Genomic DNA, 17,602 nt, shown 5'->3' on the forward strand with positions numbered 1-17,602 from the left:
CAAGTCCCTCGCCGACTACCTCACCAAGATCACCCCATCCGAACCGGGCAACCAGGCGCAGACTTAACCCTGAGATTTCTGGCGCAGAACACTAGAGGGTGTCCGAGGTGGTGGCCGGTCCGACCGAGGACCGGCGGACTCAGCCGGAGTCGCCCGGCCGCACCAGCCCCGCCTCGTACGCGAAGATCACGGCCTGAGCCCGGTCCCGCAGGTCCAGCTTGGCCAGCACCCGCCCGATGTGCGTCTTCACCGTCTGCTCCGCCAGCACCAGGTGCCCCGCGATCTCCTGGTTCGACAGCCCGCGCGCGATGAGCTCCAACACCTCGGTCTCGCGCGGGGTGAGCCCCTTCAGCCGCAGCGCGGGGTCCTTGCGCGGCGCCGGGCGCTGCTGGACGAAGTCCGCGATCAGCCGTCGGGTCACCGAGGGCGCCAGCAGCGCCTCGCCCGAGGCGACCACCCGGACCGCCGCGATCAGATCGGCCGGCGGGGCGTCCTTGAGCAGGAACCCGGAGGCTCCCGCGCGCAGCGCCTCGTACACGTAGTCGTCGATGTCGAACGTGGTCAGCATCAGCACCCTCGGCCGGTGCACCACCCCGGGCGGGGGATCGAGGATCTCCCGGGCGGCCGTGAGCCCGTCCATCTCCGGCATCCGCACGTCCATCAGCACCACATCGGGGTGCGTGGAGCGCGACACCTGTACCCCCTGCCGCCCGTCGGGCGCCTCGCCCACCACGTCGATGTCGGCCTGCGCCGACAGCAGGGCGGCGAACCCGGCCCGCACCATGGCCTGGTCGTCGACGATGATCACGCGGATGGTCACATCGAGTCCTCGGTCGGATCGTTCAAGGGCAGCCGGGCGGCGACCCGGAAGCCGCCGTCGGGCAGCGGGCCCGTGTCGAGCGTGCCGCCGGTCAACCGTACGCGTTCGCGCATTCCCACCAGACCGTGCCCCGTGCCCGAACTCTCCAGCTCCACCGCGGCGTCCCGCGCCGGGCCGTTGACCACGAGCACCAGGACCTCGTCCTCGTCCACCGTCACCGAGACCCGGGTGGGGGCGCCGGGCGCGTGCCGGACCACATTGGCCAGGGCCTCCTGCACGATCCGGTACGCCGACAGGTCCACCGCCGGCGGCGCCGCCCCGGCCGCCCCGGCCGCCAGCGACAGCTCCACCGGCTGCCCGGCCCGTACGGTCGCCTCCACCAGCTGCTGGAGCCGGTCGATCCCCGGCTGCGGGGCCCGTTCGCCGTCGGCGCCGACCGCGCCGTCCGCCCCGCCCGCGCCGTCGCCGCGCAGCACGGTCAACAGGCGCCGCATCTCGCCCAGCGACTCCCGTGCGCTCGCCGCGATCGCCGCGAACTCCTCCCGTACGGGCTCCGACATGCCCGGAATCCGGTACGGCGCCGAATCGGCCTGCACGGTGATCACCGACATGTGGTGGGCCACCACATCGTGCAACTCGCGTGCGATCCGCGCCCGTTCCTCCAGCAGGGTCCGCCGCGACCGCTCCGCCTCGCTGATGCTCTCCTGCTCGGCGACCCGCTGCTGCGCGTCGCCGAGCCCCCGCAGCGCGCCCGTCAGGACCAGCATGACGCCGCTGAGCACGAAGAGCAGGGCATTGGTGTTCATCACGCCCGCGGGCTCGGAGAAGCCCAGCACCGTACCGACGACGCCGGTCACCAGCCACACCCCGACCAGGGTCCGGACGGACTCGCGCAGTCCCAGGCAGGCCATCAGCACCAGGTAGCCGACGATGGTCATCGGCGGCCACGGCCAGGAATGCCCGGCCACCTTGTCGGCGCCGATCAGCAGCACCGCGGCGACGATGTCGGCGGTCAGGACGACGAGCCAGGCGTGCAGTGGCCGGGTCAGCGCGAGGAGCAGCGGCACGGTCTGCGCCACCCCCAGCGCGCCCGCCCAGCCGCCGCCCGCCCCGTAGTCGTTGGACAGCACCGCGATCGTCACCGGCAGCAGGGTGACGACGAAGATGCCGACGACGACGAACGGCAGCGCCCGCTGCCACCTCCTGGGCGCCTGCGCGAACAAGGGCTGCGCCGCCCCGGCGGGCGTGCGCAGCACCACGGCGAGCCGCGTCAGCGCGCCGGGCACCCGGGCACCGGCCGCCGAGGAGGTACGGATGCGTTCGCGGGTGCGGCTGCGCAGCCGGGTGCGGGGTTCGTCGCTCATGATCGGACCAGCCTATGCTCGGGAAGGCCGGGAAGGCCGGGAGGGCCCGGGAGGGCCCGGAAGGCCCGGAGGCGGGTGGGGCTAGGCTGCACGCCTGTCGATCATGGGGGATGCGGGCATGGGTGGCGCGGCGGCGTTGGAGAAACTGGTGCCGGTGCTGCTGGCGTTCGGCGGCGGGGTGGTGCTCGCCCGCCGGAAGATCGTTCCGGCCGAGGCCTCGAAGGTCTTCTCCGACTACGCCTTCCTCTTCGCCGTCCCCTGCTACCTCTTCGGCAATATCTACGCCAGCGACCTCGGGGCCCTGTTCAACTGGCGGGCCATCGGCGGCTATGCCGGGGCCGCGGCCCTCGCCGTGGTGGCGGTGGCCGTGGCGGCGGTCGCCCACGGCCTGCGCGAGCCCCGCGACGTGGCGCTGCGCGTGATGGCGGGAGTCCAGGTGAACACCGCCTACTTCGCCGTACCCGTCTTCATCACGGTGTTCGGGACGGCGGCGCCGATCTTCCCGATCCTGCTGTTCCAGGTCTGCGTACTGTCCCTGGTCGTCATCGCCCTCATGGAACTGGGCCGCGCGGGCCCGGCGGCCGGCGGTCCGGGCCGTCGCCTCTCCCGTGCCGTCGGCGCCTCGCTCGCGACCCCGCTGGTCCTCGCCTGCAACGCGGGGATCCTGCTCAACCTGCTCTCGGTACGGGTCCCGGCCGTCGTCCTGGACGGCGCCGCGTTCGTCGGGGACAGCGCCTCCCCGGTGGCCCTGTTCGCCCTCGGCCTCCACCTGGGCGGCCTCGGCCTCGACCTGCGGGGCACCACCCGCGAGGAACTCGCCCTCGTAGGCTTCAAGTGCCTGGCGTTCCCGCTGCTGACCTGGGCGGTGTGCGGGCTCCTCTTCGGTGTGCGGGGCGAGTGGCTCGCGTACCTCGTCCTGATCGCGGCGATGCCGACCCCGCAGAACCTGTTCATCTTCGCCCAGCGCTACGACGTCGGCGTCGACCTCTCCGCCTCGATCGTGATCAAGAGTTCGCTCGTGTCGCTCCTGCTGCTGCCCCTGTGGCTGCAGACGGTGGCCGTATGACTGCCGGTGCCTCCGGCCCCTCGGTCCAGGCCCTGCAGCGCTCGAACCGGGCCCGGCCCGTGAACGGGCGCCAAGGCCGCGTGCTCGCCGACGGCGTCCTCGCCACCCGCTGGTGCTGTGATCGGAAAGGTTCACCGGGTCACGGCGCCCGGCACGGCACCTCGCCGCGTTGTCGGACCGCGCACGTACGTCCAGTACGGGCCGCGGCCCTCCGCCTTGCGATGCTTCCCCCAGGCCCTGCGGGCCTGGGGAGACCCCATGCACCGGACGCCGCAACCCGGCAGACCTTCCCGGCCACAGCTAGTGGCGGCTCGGCCGCATTCCGACGCGATTCCGGCGGTCCGGGCACAGCCGAGTAGGGTGTCGCCCGTGATCAGGGCGGCATCCGGGCAGATCGGAACGACCCGCCCGAACCGGCATGAAGAGAATGGACAGACCATGACAGAGCGACGTATCGCGGTGTTCGGCGCCGGGTACATCGGCCTGGTGACCGGCGCGTGCCTCGCCGAGCTCGGCCACCACGTCACGGTCCGGGACATCAACCCCGAACGCGTCCGCATCCTCCGCGCAGGCGACGTCCCCATCCACGAACCCGGACTCGGCGACATGATCGCCCGGAACAAGGAACGCCTCACCTTCACCGAGGACCTCGCCGAGGCCGTCACCGGCGCCGAGATCGCCTACGTGTGCGTCGACACCCCGCCCTCCGCCTCCGGAGACGCCGACCTCTCCCGCGTATGGGCCGTCGTCCGCTCCCTGACCGAGGCCCACGACCTGCGCGCCGTCGTCATGAAGTCCACCGTCCCCGTCGGCACCGGCGCCCGCGCCCGCGTCCTGCTGGACGAGATCGGACTGGCCCACGTCGGCTACGTCTCCAACCCCGAATTCACCGCCGAAGGCCGGGCCATCACCGACTTCATGGCCCCCGACCGCATCGTCATCGGCCAGGACAACGACACCGCCGGCGCCCTCGTCGCCACCCTGCACACCGGCATCGACGCCCCCGTGGCCACGATGGACGTCAAGTCGGCCGAGATGGTCAAACTCGCCTCCAACGCACTCCTCGCCACGAAGATCAGCTTCGCCAACGAGATCGCGACCCTCTGCGAGAACACCGGCGCCGACGTCACCGAAGTCCTCGGGGCCGTCGGCATGGACCACCGTCTCGGCGCCCACTTCCTGCGCCCGGGCATCGGCTGGGGCGGCTCCTGCTTCCCCAAGGACAGCGAAGCCCTGCGCCAGATGGCCTCCAACACCGGCTTCCACCCCCAGCTCCTCACCGCGGTCATCAACGTCAACAACATCCAGAAGCGCCGCGCGATCCAACACCTCAAGGACGAACTGGGCGACCTCGCCGGCAAGCACATCGCCCTCCTGGGCATGTCCTTCAAGCCCGGCACCGACGACATGCGCGAGGCCCCCTCCACCGTCCTCGCCGGCCGCCTGCTCGCCGAAGGCGCACACGTACGCTCCTGGGACCCCCTCGCCCGCCCGGCCGCCGGGGAACCGTGGGACTCCGTGACCCGCTTCCCGGACCCGCAGCAGGCCCTCGCCGGCGCGGACGCGGTGGTGATCGTGACCGAGTGGCCCGAACTCGCCGAGATCGACTGGCAGCAGGCGCACGGCGTCATGCGCACTCCGGTCATGTTCGACGGCCGTAACCTCCTCGACCCCGCCCACCTGCGCGAGATCGGGTTCCGGTACACCTCCGTCGGCCGCCCCTGACCACCACCTGGCCCTTCACCGCCCATGCCCGAGCACGCAAACGATGAGACCGCCAGTGCCGGTCAGGGCGCCGAGGACGGTCGCGCCCACCGCCAGCGGTTCGGCCGCCGACGGGTGGACCAGGGCCAGGTAGACAACCGCTGCCGTGATCAACAGCCCCAAGGTCAGGGCCAGGAGAAGAACGGCCAGGCGCAGCTCCTGGTTGCCGCGGTCCTGGCGCGGCGCGTTCGTGTCAGTGGGCATGGAGGGCTCCTCTGGGTATCCGATCCGTTCGGCCTGCCCGGCGTAGGTACGCCGGGGACTTGCCGCTTCGGTGCCATTCGAGCGGGCCGGCTCCACCGTGACCGGGCGCAGGTGGGGGGTCTCCAAAGGTCTCCAAACGGTCCGCGCCGCCGCGGCCGGCGCCAGGGCGTACGCCATACGGTGGGCATCGCGCCGCCGATCGAAGAGGGAGCACCTGATGAGGTGACGGACCGTCTCATCCGTCCGCGGGGCCACGAGCGGCGCCGGTACCTTCCCGTTCATGTCTTCCTCGGACGCCCCGAGTGCCGCCGACCAGCAGCTGATCGACCACGCACACCGGCACGGGTTCACCGTCACCCCGAAGAACCTGGAGGTCTGGAGGCGGGCCCGACTGCTGCCCGGCAACGTTCCCGGGGGAGGCCTGGGCCGTGGCAGAGGCAGCACTTCCAGCCCGGCGCCCGCAGGCTTCGACCTGGTCCTCGGCCTTGCCCGTCACGCCGGCCGCGGTAAGCGTCCGAGGGACTTGGCCCTGCAGCTGTTCGCGGAAGGGCTCCCGGTACCCGGGAAAACGGTGCGGGCCGCCTTCACCGCAGCGGTGGACACCATCACCCTTCAGGGCGCTGACGACGAACCGCACAGCGACCTGGACCAGCAGCTCGACGACCTCGCCGACCACATCGAAGAAGCCGGACTGACCGTAACGCTGGTCCCCGCCCGGGCCCGGCGGATCGACGAAGGGATCGCCCGCCTCGCCCGAGCCGGCGGGCACACGTGGCTGCCGGCCGAACTCGCCTTGTGGGACGAGAATCCCGGCCCCTCGACTTCAACGCCGCAGGACGCCGCACTGACGGCGGCCACCGCGGTCATCACCGGGTCGATGTCCCTGGAGGACGTCGGCGACATGCTGCGCGCGATGAACCCCGGAACCGTGGAGAACCCCATCGCCTCGCTCGTCGAGACCTCCCGTAAAGACGCCCCGGACGTCGCCGACAAGGTCCTCACACCCGACGGGAACCTGGCCCTCGGTCCCACCGGCGATGTCCGCGACCACCTGCGCGCCCTCGCCGACACGACCCCGCCCGAAGACCTCACCGCGGCCTGGAACACCACGGAGCGCGTACGGGACTGGGCCCTGGACCTGTCTGCACGCGTCGAGGCGGAACTGGCTGCGGGGCGCCTGGGCGAGGCTGCGGCCGAGTGGCAGAACAGCCGCTACGCGATGGCCGGCCTGGCACTGCTCAGCGCGCTGAAGCACCGCGACCCGCCCCCCACGCAGCACGCGCTCGACACCCTGATGCTCCTGTACCAGCTGGAGGAGTTCCGGCGGCTCGACAGCCTCGTTCCCGGCTGCCAATGGCACCTCCCCGGCGCCGAGGGGATGATGCCGCCGCCCACGCGCGAGCTCCTGCAGGACCTCATCGGCCGGAACGCCGTAACGGTGCCGGATGAGGACGCCGGGATCCCGGGGCGGTCGTGATGTACGGACGTGTCGGTCAGCCAGTCCTGAGGGCCTCTCAGTTCAGCACTGGACCTGCACCCGTTGGGGTCGGCAGAGCGCCGAATCGTCACACTGCACTGAGGCGGCGGAATTCATGGGTGGCCATGGGGAATGATGACGAGAGGATGTCCGACTGCAACTCTCCGGTGAGGGCGGATGCGAGGAATTGCGTGCACGACACGGAGTAATGTTCCCATCGGGGGCCGCTGACCTCGTTCACCATGACGGTCCATTCGTTCGGCTCAACACCCGGAAGAACGAGCCAGTACAGGCATTCTCCGTTGTCCGTGGTCGCCCATAGGATGACCACGGATCCCTCGGTCTCCAGTTCTGCCGGCTTCTTCTCGACCGTCCACAGGCCTTCCAGGTCTTCGAACTGGTACTTGGCCCACTTGAGGAGGTCGTAGTGCTTGTTGGGACAGTCGGGCTCCAGGACGTAGAGGTAGTCGTCCCAGTTGCTTCCTCCGTAGACGCCGATGAACTCCTTGTAGTCGTCGGGGAGCTCGACCGCGAGGGTACGTTCGACCTCGCCCCAATCCTTCTGGCGGGGCCGGCTCGGCGCCGGGGCTATGTCGAGAAGACGGGCAAGGGTGTTGGTCATGGCGGGGGTCGTGTTCCTCAGGGTTGGTGAGTCCATACGGACGGGATGACAACAGGCGGGCGGACAACGGCGAGTCGCACCTGCCCGACTGCTCTCGTCGGACCTGCTTCGGCCGGCCGGGCACGCTGGTCCGTGATGAGGCGACTGCCCCTCTTGACTACCGGATTTCCGTCGAGGTCCATTGTCGCCTGGGCCCAGGAGGAAGTCGTAGCGGGTGTCGTACTCACCGTGGGGCGCCATGCTCACGGTCGACCGGTCGAACGCCACCGTCCGGCCCTTGCGAAGTCCGGGCACCACGGTCGCGGGCGATCAGGCCGGCCCTGACGCGGCCGTGCATGGTGGTGGAGTTCCCCGTCACGCCGGTGTGTTCAGCACAGTCGGTCCGTTTCGCCTCCGAACGCGGATCGGCCCGGGGGTGGCAGGGTCCGTGTTCAGGTGCTGGACGGGGCCGAACCGTTGGAGTTCAGCAGAGTAAAACCGAGGTGGGTCACCGTATGAAGGGCAGCCTTTCGCTCCCGGGTGAGGGTGGTCAGCCCGGCGCCGCGCAGCGTGGTGGCGTGCTCGCTCGCGCTGGCTGGTGAAATGCCTGCCTTCTGGGCAAGCTGCGTGGTGGTGCACGCCGGATGGTCGGCTATCACGCACAACACGACCGCCCTGGTACGGCCGAGGAGCGCGGACAGAGCCGGTGGTACGGGGGGATCGACCTGGCGTGAATCGGCCGGGGAAGCCCACAGGCCGGCCGCTTCCACCGGGTTGTTCAGCGCCGGATACACCATGACGACCGTGTCCGACTGGGGACTCGCGAACAACTGGGGAACCGGACCGCAGAACACCGATGGTGCCAGAACGAGCGGACGACCCGCCAGGTGGAAGTCGGCCTCCGGGTGGACCAGCGGCCGATAGCCCGGGATCTCCAGCACGGGCGACCTCCACACGGCCATCGGGCGCAGGCTGTCCAGCAATGCCCCCACCCCGCCCTCCACCATGAGCCGCCCCCGCCGAGCCACTTCCCCGTCCAGGTGCTGATGGATGCGCCCCCAGTACGGGGCCACCGCGACGCGGTGGCAGTCCTGCAGCGAGGCGGCCAGCCTTCGCACGGCCCGCGGGTCGGCATTCATCGCCTCGGTCAGCCACGGCGCCCGCCACCTGTCCACGCACGGAAGCACGGCGAACTCCGCGCGCAGCCGACGGTCCGGCGCACTGCTCAGCCGCTCAGCCCCCTCGTCCATACAGTCTGCCGCGCCCACCAGAGTGAACAGATCCACCAGGCCTCCGGCAGGCCGGCTCAGAAACCGCGCCGTGTCCGGCCCATCGCTGGTGACCAGCGGGCCCGTGCGCACACGCCAGCCGCCGGACAGCGCCTTGCCATCACGCCGCTGCAGGTTCCACAAGCTCAGCTGCGTCTCCGCGAGCGGACCCAGAACAGTGACCCTTACCCGCGCCAGATCCTCTGCAGCGAAGTGAAACCGCAGCACGCCTACCTCCTCGCCTGCCCCTGCAGGCGATGCTCCCCACCGCCCTCGTTTCGGGACAGACCGAAACGAGTCGACTCCTCTTCCGGCCCGGGTGAATCCTGCTCAGCAGCGGCGCCCGGCCCAGGGCACCCCGCCTCTCGTTGCATGAACCCGGAGGGACGAACCATGGAGACCGGCCGACGCTTTACCACAGGACTGTGCACAGCCGCGCTCGTCGGGGGCGCGCTCGTGGCCGCGCCGACTGCCCAGGCTCGGATGCCCGAGTCGGCAGCATCATGCTTCGACTCCTCGACCAGCTACTCCAAGCCCGCCGGAGACGTGGACCTCCCGGCCGGCCGGCTCTTCTCGACCTCGAACGCCTGCACAGACATCAACATCAGGCCCAAGACGGACCGGTACGTCAAGGTCTGCTTCGAGACCCAGGGACGGCTGGAGTGCCAGCCGAAATACAAGCTCGCCCACGGGGGTCAGTGGAACACGATCGCCACGAACGTACGGGACGGGGCCCTGTTCGCCTTCTCCTTCCGCTCCCGAGGCGGTATCCAACGGCCGCTGGGCCGCCTGACCCTCCTCCATCCTGCACGCCCTGCCCCGCGGCCTGCCCATGGCCCACGGGAGATCCGTACCAGCAGCTACCGCCCAGTCACCGACACGAAGAGAGGCTCATCCATGAACGGCAAGCAGGGACCCCGTCGTAACCGGGCCAAACGCGCCCTTCTCACGGCCGCTGTCGCGCTGGTGACTCAGATCAGAGGGGGGCGACATGTTGGCTGAGGAGTCGGGTACGCGATATCGCCCAGACCGGCGGCACAGGTGCGGGGAGTGGCCCGCAAGGCGCAGAACGCACTGGAGCCGGGATACGCGAGCAGGATCGCCCAGGGCTTCGCGGGCGGGATCGTCGTGACGGTGGTGCTGACCGTGATCTTCCATCTGCCCTTCGCGGTGGCGGGCGTAATCGGTGTGGTCGGCTTCATCGGCCTGTGGCCCGCCGAGCTGGCGGCCCGGAGGAAGCATGCGCTGAAGACGCTTGAGCAGGAACCGTGGCAGGTATGGCCGTGCCGGCTGGACGGGGAGGACAGCCCGGACCACCAGGCGCTGGTCGGGGCCCGGGTCCAGCTGCTGGCACCGGACCGCACCCCGGTCGCCGCGTTCCGCGGGGCGATGTCCTCCGAGGACTGGCTGTCGGTGCGCGACGGGCGGGGCGTGGTCTGGTTCTGCGGGGACCTGCGGGTCGGCGGGTGGATCGCGCTGCCCGCCCGACCTGCGTCCTCCCTGTTCCGGGCCGTCCCGGCGCCGGACATCCTCGGCGCCGGGGCGCCGACGACCGGCGCGCTGGTCGGGCGGGCTTCAGGCGATCCCGAAGGTCAGGGCGACCGACATCGCGGCCGCGGCCAGTACCGCGGCCGCGACGTGTGTGGGGCGGCGCGGCTTGCGGGCGAGCTTCTCGGTCGTGACGATCCCGGTGAGCAGCACCATCCAGCCGAGCATCCCGCTCCCCTCACTCACCCCGCTCGCCACGGCCATGACGAGCATCAGCGCCCAGCACGAACGGAAGCAGGCTCCGCCGTGGCGCAGCCCGAAGCGGCCGGCCCCCGCCACCGCGGGCCAGCCGCTCAGTGGTAGCGGGGAAGAGCGATGGCAGTCCCTCAGCGCGCGCCGTTTGTGGATGGTCAGCTGCCAGACGGCCGCGAGCGCCAACGCCGAAGCGAGTACGACCTCGCCGGGCAACGGCGACCACAGCGGTGCCAGCCGCAGCAGCAGCGCACCGTATCCGATCCAGACGGCCATGAAGACGGCGGCGAACGTCGCCATCGCGCGCTGCCGTCGTCGCCGCAGGCTGTTCGTGCCCACGTGCTCGAGCACCGGGACCGTCGCAGGCAGCATCATTGCGACGCTCATCAGCGTCCACATCGCCAGGTCCATGGAGCCGGATGCCCCGAAGCCGGCCGGGGGGCCGCCCGGTTCGGCGACGCCACCCGTTCCGTGCATGTGGGTTGCGCCATCCGTGCCGTGCGTTCCCCCGGCCACGACCAGCGCGACCAGGGCGATCCAGGCGGCGACGGCCACCAGCTCGAAGCCGAGGGAGACCCGCGGCCGCAGCAACCGCCGCACGCGCATCGTCCGCGGGGAGCGCACCCGCTCCGCGCTCTCCTGGGTCATCAGGTGTAGCCGAGGCTGACGCGTCCGATCTGGACCGGAGGGTCGTCCTCGCCCTCCGGCTCCGTGAAGCCGAGCGGAAGGAAGGTCACGAGCATCTCGTGATCGTCCCAGGCGTTCTCCGCCTCCAGCCTGCGCACCAGCGGGGTGATCTCCACGGTCACCCGCAGACCGTGCGGGTGTTCATCGCCTCGTGGATCCTGTGCCAGCTCGATACCGAAGAACGGCAGGTTGCCGACTCGCCGGCTCTCCGCCAGTTCCTCCGATGCTCCGTCGGGCAGGTTGACGTAGATGCCATAGACAGTGTCGGGGCTCTCGTCACCCTCGATGTCTTCGACGCTGAGGTATACCCGCCCCCGGGCCTCGGCGGCCATGGCTCCGAGGCCCACGCCGAGCGACCGCACCGTCCGTTCGTCGATGGGTACGGCGACGCTCGCAGCGCGACCGACGAGGCGTACGGGATGCTGTGACGCGCCGACCAGCTCCCTCCGTTCGGGCCGGGTTGGCCCGGAGGCGTTCGGATTGCTCATCGACATCTCGGGTACCGGGGGCAGGGGCGGGGTGGGGGTCGGGGTCGGGGTGGTGATCGCCACGTTCGACTCGTACGTGTACCCGAGTTGGTTCGCGATGTCCTCGATGCCGGCCCCCGTCAGAGGTGCCTCGGTCCCGTCGGCGTCGAAGAACCGGTATTCCTGGTCCCTCCAACGCAGGTCGGTCGGGTTGCTGTGCCCCGGGCGGCTCGACCATTCGAACCAGAGGCGGTCGATGTTGGCGTGGTGAAGCCAGAAGACGGGATCCTGCGCGGCCGTGCGGGGATTCTTCATCAGGCCGCCGAGGTGGTTGTGCACGGCGCCGTGCGGCGTGAGCTCGATCTGTCCGTGTCTGTTCCAGATGGAGTCACCGCCCGGCGTGATGCCACCGCCGAACTCCGCCTCCCCGACGAACTTCGGGCGGGCCAACGCCGACGCCGCAGAGGTGATCTGGAAGGGCAGGGCTTGGCCCAGATTCACCCTGTTGCCCCGCTGGGCGAAGAGGGGGTTGGTGCCGCCTTGCGATTCACGAAAGGCCGGCGGAATCCGGGCTTGCGTTCCGCCGGCGTCGTAGCCCCAGAACGGCAGGGCCCAGTCGGCCGGGCCGCCCAGATCCACCACCGTCGCGCGAACGATCCGCTCGAAGAAGTAGAGATACATGCGGTGCCACGAGAGGAAGAACCAGGACCCGTGCTGGCAACCGTTCCAGAGCGGCTTGGGTGGCGTCACGGTCGTCTTGTGCATGGCTGCCTGGTAGAACCAGCTGGTCGGGTCGCCCGGGTCCCGGCCCTTCATCTCGCGGACGGCCGCAGCATAGTGTGCGAGTGTCTGATCACCGTCCGGAAGTTTCCACACGTTTCTGCGCACGTGCACCGCCATTGCGTCCGCCTCCGTCACCCCGGCCGTGGTTCGGTCGCTCGCATCGCCCTGCCGCCCGTTGTCCATCAAGCAGGCTCGCGAGCCGGAATCGGGGGAAAACTACCGAACCGACACGCCTGGACGGATACGGCGCGCGGGCGACAGGGCCAGAGGGAGGCGTCTCTCCCTCCTCACCGTTGCCTTGTCGCCCCTGCCGCAGCACCCTTCACGGGCGAACGGCCGCCGGGCAGCTGCGCAGCAGTTCGATGCGGAAGCGCTGGGGCGGGCGGGTAGGTCTCCAGGGCTGGGGTGCTCCGTCAGACACCGGGACCGCTTGAGCGGCGCCCCGGAACGGGACGTCGCCGACCTCGCGGGTGAGCTGCTCGCCGCCGGGCCCCGCCCCTTCGAGCCCTGCTCGCTGATCTCCGACGACAGGGAGGACCGCCGGCGTCCGCCACACTGCGTCCTGTTTTCACCTGGCTGCCGGGAGGACGGCCCAGTAGGTGACGGTGTGCGCCAGGATGCGGGTGCCGTGGGCGCTTGCCAGCAGGGTGATGATGGCCACGCCGCGGCCGTGTTCTTCCGGTGCGCAGCTCGTGGTCCAGGCGCCCTCGTTGTGGGTGGGGCCGCCGTCGTCGACTTCGATGCGCAGGGTGCCGTCGTCTTCGGCCTGCTGCAGATGGAGGGCGACGGGCGGCAGGGCGTGTTCGAGGGCGTTGGTGACGAGTTCGGAGACGACGAGCAGTGCTTGATCGATGGTCTCGTCGTCCACGTTCCAGGCATGGAGCACGGCACTGGCGATGCGGCGTGCGGTGCCGGCTGACTCGGGGCGGTGCGGCAGCCACCAGATGCGGGGCGCGTCGGCCCGTGTAGTGGTGACGGGCGGTAGGGGCGCAGTGGGGGAGGGGGCTGCTTCGGTGCAGGGGCTGGCGTTCATGGCAGGGTCCTGCCGGGTCGGGTGTGTGAGAAGTGTGGGCGAAGCCGCGCTTGTACGGCTCTGGCGGCTACCGCAGGAGCCGGTCGAGGACGGCTGAGGCGAGCGCCGCGTCGAGCGCGCCCACCCCGGTGAGGTCGGCGACCGTGATTGCTCTCTCGGGGCGGTCGAGGGGTGCTTTGAGCAGTTCGCCCGCCGCGATGTCGCTGTCCTGGGCGGTGGCCCCGGCACGGACGGCATGGCCGAAGTCTCCGTGGTCGATGCACTGGGCGTGGTCGTCCGTTGCAATGACCTGTGCGCGGCGGAAGAGCGCGGGCGGGAGCTCGTTCTTGTGCGGCATGTCCGTGCCGATGCCCGTCACGTGAGCGCCTTCGCGCACGTGGGCGGCGTCCAGAACGGGGGTTGTGGCCGCAGTCGTGGTGATGATCATGTCGGCGCCGGCGGCGTCCTGAGCCACTGCCGGCCGGGCGTTCAGTCCGTGTATGCGGAGCTTTTCGCACAGGGCGTTGGCTCTGTGCAGGGTGCGGCCGTGAACGAGCACGGCGCTGACGGTACGGAGTTCGGCCAGCCAGGTGGCCTGGAGACGGGCTTGTTCGCCGGTGCCGAAGACGGCCAGGGTCGAGGCATCGGGGCGGGACATGGCGTGGGTGATCAGCGCGCCCGCTGCTGCGGTGCGCCAGGCTGTCAGCAGACCGCGGTCGTCGAGGATTGCGCGCATCTGTCCGGTGCGGGCGCTGACGACGCAGACCAGGCCGTGGTTGGACGAGATGCCGAGGGCGGAGTTGCTGTAGAAGCCGGTCGCGATCTTGACGGTGAAGTCGGTGGCGCCGGTGATCCAGCCGGCTTTCACATGGCAGTCGCCGTCGGCTTCGGGGAACGCCATGTGCAGCGGGGGCGGTACGGCGGTGCGGCCTTCGGCGTGGGCGATCAGCCCGTCCTGGACGGTGTCCAGGACCAATCGCGAGGTGACCGTCCGCTCGATGGCGGCCAGGCCGAAAACGGGGAGAGTCATCGACGGGCCCGCATCCACGAGGCGAAGGCGGCCAGGCCTTCTTCCGGGTTGCGCCGGCCGATTCCGATACGGAACCGGTCGGCCGGGGTGGCGGTGAGTTCGGAGTGGTAGATGCTCGCGGGCAGCAGCAGGACGCCGGCTTCCTCCACCAGACGGGTGCAGAACTCCTCCACCCCTTCGGCGCCGAGATAGCGGGGATAGGCGACGCATCCGCCGTCCGGGGCCTGCCACTCGAAGTCGTCCGCGAACTCGGCGAAGAACGCCTCGAACGCAGGCAGGTTCGCCGCGATCCGGGCCCGGTTGCGGTCCAGGAGCGTGGCGCGGGCCTTCAGCGCGATGCGGGCCAGGACCTCGCTGGGCGCGGAGTTGCAGATGGTCGTGTAGTGCTTTGCGCGCTCCAGACGGGAGCGCAGCTCGCGGTCACGACAGGTGATCCAGCCGATCCGAAGCCCGGGCAGTCCCAGGGACTTGGAGGTCACGTTCAGGGACAACGCGCGCTCGGAGAGGTCAGCGGCCTGCGGCAGGATACGGGCCGGGTCGTACTCGAGACCCCGGTAGACCTCGTCGCTGAACAGGTGGATGTCCCGCTCGTCGCACAGCCGGGCGAGCGCGGCGAAGTCGGCCGCGTCGATGACCTTGCCGGTCGGGTTGTTGGGGAAGTTCACCGAGACGACCCGGGTGTTCGGCCGTATCGCCGCCGCCACCTCGTCGAGATCCAGTGCCCAGTCCCGGTCCGGGTCCAGGGCCACCCCGGTGACCTCACACAGCGCCATCGGCACGGTCTCGGCGGCCTGGTAGTTCGGGGTCACCACCACCGCATGATCGCCCGCGCCGAGGAGGACGTTCATCGCCAGGTAGAGGGCTTCCTCGGCACCGGCGAAACAGATGACGTCGTCGGCGTCGGCGCGCTCGTACATCTGCGCGATCACTTCACGAAGTGCCGGGTCACCGAACGTCTCGGTGTACCCCAGGGACAGGTTCTCGAAGGCGTCCCGGTCCTTGTCATCGGCCAGCGCGAGGAGCTCGCCGAGCGTCATGGTCTGCACGTCGGAGGCGGTCAGGTGATGGCGGGCGGTGAACTCCCACCGCGAGAAGTACGTCTCCAGGCGGAAATCGGGCAGCCGGGTCATGGTGCATCAGTCCTTTGCGTTGGGTGCTCTGAGATCGGCCAGCAGGCCGTAGACGGTGGACCGGGACACCCGCAGCGCCCCGGCGACGACCGGGGCGGCGCGGCGCACCGCGAACACCCGGGCCTCGTCGAGGCGGCCGAGGACGACCAGGCGGTCCTGGCGGGTCATGCGTTCGACGGGGCGGCCCGTCTCACGGACGTAGGAGCCGATCACATGCTGGATGCGCTCGGACCAGTCCTCCTCGAACAGTGGCTCGGGGCGCTGTACGACCGGTGCACCGAAGGCGGACAGGACCGCCGCGGCCTGTTCCAGCGGAGTGCGGTCGAGATTGATGCACAGGACCGCCGACGGCCGGTCCTGCGCATCCCGCAGGACCGCGCTGACCGAAGACAGGCGCCGGCCGTCCACCAGCATTTTCTCGTACGGCCCGTACACGTCCTGAGCCGACTGGCCGAGTGCGTCCAGCTCGCCGAGCAGCGAAGGATCTCCCGGGCGACGGGTGGTCATCGGGTTCCAGATCTCCAGCACACGGTCGGTTTCCGGATCGTGCAGGACCACCTCGGCATACGGGCCGAGCAGCCGTGCGACGGCCTGGCACACCGGTCCCCACATCCGAAGACGAGGGTCGCGACCCGCTTCTGTTCCACTCATGTTTGTACTGTACGTCCAGTCTGGACATAGTGTCCAGGGCCTCGGCTGGGACCGTTTCCGCGGGGCCCGGAAGCCGATCCCCTTACCGGGGCTCGCACGCCTTCACCCGCCCAAACGATCACCCGGAACGGGACCGGGCCGCCAAGGCCGGGCCGGGCGGGCGTACGGCACCAGCGCCACCAGCGCCACAGCTGCCGGCCCCCGCCGGGCGGCTGAGCGGCCGCCCGGCGGCGGGATCACTCGCAGGCGACACCGTCACCATCACGGTCGAGATGCGGCCCGAAGCCAGGATCGCCACGCCGGATCGGATCCGCCCCCGCCTGCCTGACCGCGGTGCAGTTCCGGTACGACACCGAACTCCCGCCCCCGGAGCCCGAGCTCCCGCTTCCGCTGGCCCCGGTGCCGGTGCCGGTGTGGGACGAGGATCCGCCGGCGGCAGGATTGCCGCCGGAGGTCCTGGCCTTGCCGTCATCAGCCGCCGCCTGGCGCCCCGGCCCCGCCGCGGCCCCACCCTGAGGCTGCCGGGCAGCACCGCCTGCCCCCTGAGGCGCTGCAGGAGCCGGCGGTGCCAGCGCCTCCGTCGGCGGCGACACCGGAGGGGACACCGCCGGGGGCGCCGTCGGAGCAGCCGACGCGGACACCGGTGCGGAAGCCACCGGGGCGGGGGCGGTAACCGTGACCACGACCACCGGCTGCGACTGAGGCTGCTGCTTGGCGTCGACGCCGGCGGGCTTCGGATTGGCACCGGCCACCAGCAGCACTCCGAACCAGACCGACGCCAGCACCACCGTCACCGCCCTGCCGGCCTTGTCCCAACGAGCCATGAACGCCAGCGCGGCGCCGAACGGGGGTACGACCAGCGTCGCGACGACCACGGCAGGAACCGCCAACGCGGGATGCCAGCGGCGGCCCGGAACGGGCGAAGGCAGGCCGGGGTCAGAGGATGGGTACACGCGTCTCCAGACTGAAAGCACGAAGGAACGGCGGGAACGGCGAGTCACGGGAAAGTGAGCGACCACCGACCACCGGGCAGGGCCATGATCAGCCAGCCCATAGGCCGGGACACCCCCACGCCGCACAGCATCGGCACGCAGGGGCGCAGGGACGTACCAGGCCAACGCCTCCACCGCCTCCTGGTCACCGGACAGCACCCGGCCATTCCTGAAGAACGGCGCACTCGCCTGCCGGACCACCGGCCTGTGGCGGGGTGCTCGGCCTGCGGCGGATACCGCGCCATTCGCATGCACCCCGGCCCCGTGGACCGGGCGCAGACGGGCGGAGGGCCGCCACCTCGCCAAAGGGGCTGCGGATGCGTCAACGCCACGATCAGTGTCTGCCGTGCACGACTTGCGGCCTGGGCCGAGGCCAGGACACCCGCGGTGGCTGCCCGCGGTGGCTGCCCGTCGCGAGAACGCCGCCCTCGTCGTGCTGAGCCTCCGGGCCACGGGTCCCTGAGGAGGAGTAGTTCCTCCGGGAGGGCCCCGCGCTTCCTGACGCGCCTGTGCCCCAGCGGTCATCCGCCGGGGCACAGGCGCGTC

At 70.7% G+C, this 17,602-nt stretch carries 15 protein-coding genes and 1 pseudogene; 3 read left to right on the forward strand and 13 right to left on the reverse strand.

The annotated features are described in order from the left end of the window. Window positions 1-139: 139 nt before the first annotated feature. Both ACFY04_RS42355 and ACFY04_RS42360 read right to left on the reverse strand, forming a co-directional pair. Entirely contained in the window at window positions 140-820 is a 681-nt protein-coding gene (locus ACFY04_RS42355; protein ID WP_389126319.1) for a response regulator, read from the reverse strand. Further along, on the reverse strand, window positions 817-2,184 hold the full coding sequence (locus ACFY04_RS42360; RefSeq protein ID WP_389126320.1) for a sensor histidine kinase: 1,368 nt from the start codon (window positions 2,182-2,184) through the stop codon (window positions 817-819). Before ACFY04_RS42360 ends, ACFY04_RS42355 begins: the two co-directional genes overlap by 4 nt. Window positions 2,185-2,302: 118 nt before the next feature. Between ACFY04_RS42360 and ACFY04_RS42365 the strand changes: the two genes are divergently transcribed. Together ACFY04_RS42365 and ACFY04_RS42370 are read left to right on the forward strand one after the other, a co-directional pair. Continuing rightward, window positions 2,303-3,250 carry an AEC family transporter gene (locus ACFY04_RS42365; RefSeq protein WP_389126321.1) on the forward strand — a complete coding sequence of 316 codons (948 nt, stop codon included), beginning with the start codon at window positions 2,303-2,305 and terminating at the stop codon, window positions 3,248-3,250. A 438-nt stretch (window positions 3,251-3,688) separates the two neighbouring features. After that, window positions 3,689-4,975, forward strand: coding sequence for a UDP-glucose dehydrogenase family protein (locus ACFY04_RS42370; protein WP_389126323.1), 1,287 nt, complete (start codon window positions 3,689-3,691; stop codon window positions 4,973-4,975). A gap of 15 nt (window positions 4,976-4,990) precedes the next feature. Here the strand turns inward: ACFY04_RS42370 and ACFY04_RS42375 are convergent, their stop codons facing one another. Beyond that, window positions 4,991-5,218 carry a hypothetical protein gene (locus tag ACFY04_RS42375; RefSeq protein ID WP_389126324.1) on the reverse strand — a complete coding sequence of 76 codons (228 nt, stop codon included), beginning with the start codon at window positions 5,216-5,218 and terminating at the stop codon, window positions 4,991-4,993. A gap of 280 nt (window positions 5,219-5,498) precedes the next feature. Here ACFY04_RS42375 and ACFY04_RS42380 point away from each other — a divergent pair, with 280 nt between their 5' ends. Continuing rightward, on the forward strand, window positions 5,499-6,695 hold the full coding sequence (locus tag ACFY04_RS42380; RefSeq protein ID WP_389126325.1) for a hypothetical protein: 1,197 nt from the start codon (window positions 5,499-5,501) through the stop codon (window positions 6,693-6,695). Window positions 6,696-6,783: 88 nt separating this feature from the next. On the opposite strand, the gene ACFY04_RS42385 is transcribed toward ACFY04_RS42380, so the two are convergent. The 10 genes and pseudogenes from ACFY04_RS42385 to ACFY04_RS42430 form a co-directional block, all read right to left on the reverse strand. Then, on the reverse strand, window positions 6,784-7,317 hold the full coding sequence (locus ACFY04_RS42385) for an SMI1/KNR4 family protein (RefSeq protein ID WP_389126351.1): 534 nt from the start codon (window positions 7,315-7,317) through the stop codon (window positions 6,784-6,786). A gap of 171 nt (window positions 7,318-7,488) precedes the next feature. After that, window positions 7,489-7,614 (reverse strand): annotated as a pseudogene (locus ACFY04_RS42390) (DUF4839 domain-containing protein); the annotation flags it as partial. Window positions 7,615-7,748: 134 nt separating this feature from the next. Then, window positions 7,749-8,792, reverse strand: a complete 1,044-nt coding sequence (locus ACFY04_RS42395; protein WP_389126327.1) for a winged helix-turn-helix domain-containing protein — start codon at window positions 8,790-8,792, stop codon at window positions 7,749-7,751. Between the two features lie 1,347 nt (window positions 8,793-10,139). After that, a complete protein-coding gene (locus tag ACFY04_RS42400; protein ID WP_389126328.1) occupies window positions 10,140-10,952 on the reverse strand; it encodes a DUF2182 domain-containing protein in 813 nt (270 codons plus the stop codon). After that, a complete protein-coding gene (locus tag ACFY04_RS42405; protein ID WP_389126330.1) occupies window positions 10,952-12,424 on the reverse strand; it encodes a tyrosinase family protein in 1,473 nt (490 codons plus the stop codon). Before ACFY04_RS42405 ends, ACFY04_RS42400 begins: the two co-directional genes overlap by 1 nt. Before the next feature lie 385 nt (window positions 12,425-12,809). Then, window positions 12,810-13,274 (reverse strand): ATP-binding protein, encoded by a 465-nt coding sequence (locus tag ACFY04_RS42410; RefSeq protein ID WP_389126331.1) that lies wholly within the window; start codon window positions 13,272-13,274, stop codon window positions 12,810-12,812. 67 nt (window positions 13,275-13,341) lie between these two features. Next, on the reverse strand, window positions 13,342-14,283 hold the full coding sequence (locus ACFY04_RS42415; protein ID WP_389126333.1) for an ornithine cyclodeaminase family protein: 942 nt from the start codon (window positions 14,281-14,283) through the stop codon (window positions 13,342-13,344). Next, on the reverse strand, window positions 14,280-15,413 hold the full coding sequence (locus tag ACFY04_RS42420; RefSeq protein WP_389126335.1) for an aminotransferase class I/II-fold pyridoxal phosphate-dependent enzyme: 1,134 nt from the start codon (window positions 15,411-15,413) through the stop codon (window positions 14,280-14,282). The genes ACFY04_RS42415 and ACFY04_RS42420 overlap by 4 nt, the downstream gene beginning before the upstream one ends. 6 nt (window positions 15,414-15,419) lie before the next feature. Further along, on the reverse strand, window positions 15,420-16,064 hold the full coding sequence (locus tag ACFY04_RS42425; RefSeq protein WP_389126336.1) for a transcriptional regulator: 645 nt from the start codon (window positions 16,062-16,064) through the stop codon (window positions 15,420-15,422). Between the two features lie 236 nt (window positions 16,065-16,300). Then, entirely contained in the window at window positions 16,301-17,581 is a 1,281-nt protein-coding gene (locus ACFY04_RS42430; RefSeq protein ID WP_389126338.1) for an excalibur calcium-binding domain-containing protein, read from the reverse strand. Window positions 17,582-17,602: the final 21 nt, after the last annotated feature.

This window comes from Streptomyces sp. NPDC001549, from assembly GCF_042894025.1.
GTDB classification, from domain to species: domain Bacteria; phylum Actinomycetota; class Actinomycetes; order Streptomycetales; family Streptomycetaceae; genus Streptomyces; species Streptomyces kutzneri.

Excerpts from the sequence above, each read along its gene's own strand:
- ACFY04_RS42410 (WP_389126331.1), bottom strand. The coding sequence starts at position 13,274 with ATGAACGCCAGCCCCTGCACCGAAGCAGCCCCCTCCCCCACTGCGCCC.
- ACFY04_RS42430 (WP_389126338.1), bottom strand. The coding sequence starts at position 17,581 with ATGACCGCTGGGGCACAGGCGCGTCAGGAAGCGCGGGGCCCTCCCGGA.
- ACFY04_RS42380 (WP_389126325.1), top strand. The coding sequence starts at position 5,499 with ATGTCTTCCTCGGACGCCCCGAGTGCCGCCGACCAGCAGCTGATCGAC.
- ACFY04_RS42360 (WP_389126320.1), bottom strand. The coding sequence starts at position 2,184 with ATGAGCGACGAACCCCGCACCCGGCTGCGCAGCCGCACCCGCGAACGC.
- ACFY04_RS42420 (WP_389126335.1), bottom strand. The coding sequence starts at position 15,413 with ATGACCCGGCTGCCCGATTTCCGCCTGGAGACGTACTTCTCGCGGTGG.
- ACFY04_RS42400 (WP_389126328.1), bottom strand. The coding sequence starts at position 10,952 with ATGACCCAGGAGAGCGCGGAGCGGGTGCGCTCCCCGCGGACGATGCGC.
- ACFY04_RS42385 (WP_389126351.1), bottom strand. The coding sequence starts at position 7,317 with ATGACCAACACCCTTGCCCGTCTTCTCGACATAGCCCCGGCGCCGAGC.
- ACFY04_RS42415 (WP_389126333.1), bottom strand. The coding sequence starts at position 14,283 with ATGACTCTCCCCGTTTTCGGCCTGGCCGCCATCGAGCGGACGGTCACC.
- ACFY04_RS42365 (WP_389126321.1), top strand. The coding sequence starts at position 2,303 with ATGGGTGGCGCGGCGGCGTTGGAGAAACTGGTGCCGGTGCTGCTGGCG.
- ACFY04_RS42405 (WP_389126330.1), bottom strand. The coding sequence starts at position 12,424 with ATGGACAACGGGCGGCAGGGCGATGCGAGCGACCGAACCACGGCCGGG.
- ACFY04_RS42375 (WP_389126324.1), bottom strand. The coding sequence starts at position 5,218 with ATGCCCACTGACACGAACGCGCCGCGCCAGGACCGCGGCAACCAGGAG.
- ACFY04_RS42370 (WP_389126323.1), top strand. The coding sequence starts at position 3,689 with ATGACAGAGCGACGTATCGCGGTGTTCGGCGCCGGGTACATCGGCCTG.
- ACFY04_RS42425 (WP_389126336.1), bottom strand. The coding sequence starts at position 16,064 with ATGAGTGGAACAGAAGCGGGTCGCGACCCTCGTCTTCGGATGTGGGGA.